The organism is Achromobacter sp. SIMBA_011 (assembly GCF_046535435.1).
Lineage (GTDB): Bacteria > Pseudomonadota > Gammaproteobacteria > Burkholderiales > Burkholderiaceae_B > Achromobacter > Achromobacter dolens.
On record NZ_JAWRWN010000603.1, the window covers coordinates 1 to 265 of the forward strand.

General features: G+C 63.4%; 1 protein-coding gene. It reads right to left on the reverse strand.

The features are described from left to right. Window positions 1-71: 71 nt before the first annotated feature. Window positions 72-265, reverse strand: a 194-nt coding sequence (locus tag SB816_RS32345; RefSeq protein WP_410548289.1) for a putative zinc-binding metallopeptidase, incomplete at its 5' end; no start/stop codon positions are given.

The window sequence follows — 265 nt, forward strand, 5'->3', positions numbered from 1 at the left end:
CTGAGCCGCGACCTGTGCAATCGCGCAATCGCGCAACCGCACAATCGGTCAGGAAACCGGATCAAACGGTCTCATGCCGGTTGCGACGCAGCCGAGCCCGAAGCCGCAGCCGCAGCCGAAATCACGCGATGAACGAACCGCAATTTGTCGATGACCGGCGGGGCCAGCGCGAACGGATAGCCGTCCGGCATGCCGAGGCTGCGGTTCAGGCTGTTCAGCACGTAGGTGAGCGGAAACCAGCGCGCCATCAGGTTATCGAAGCTCG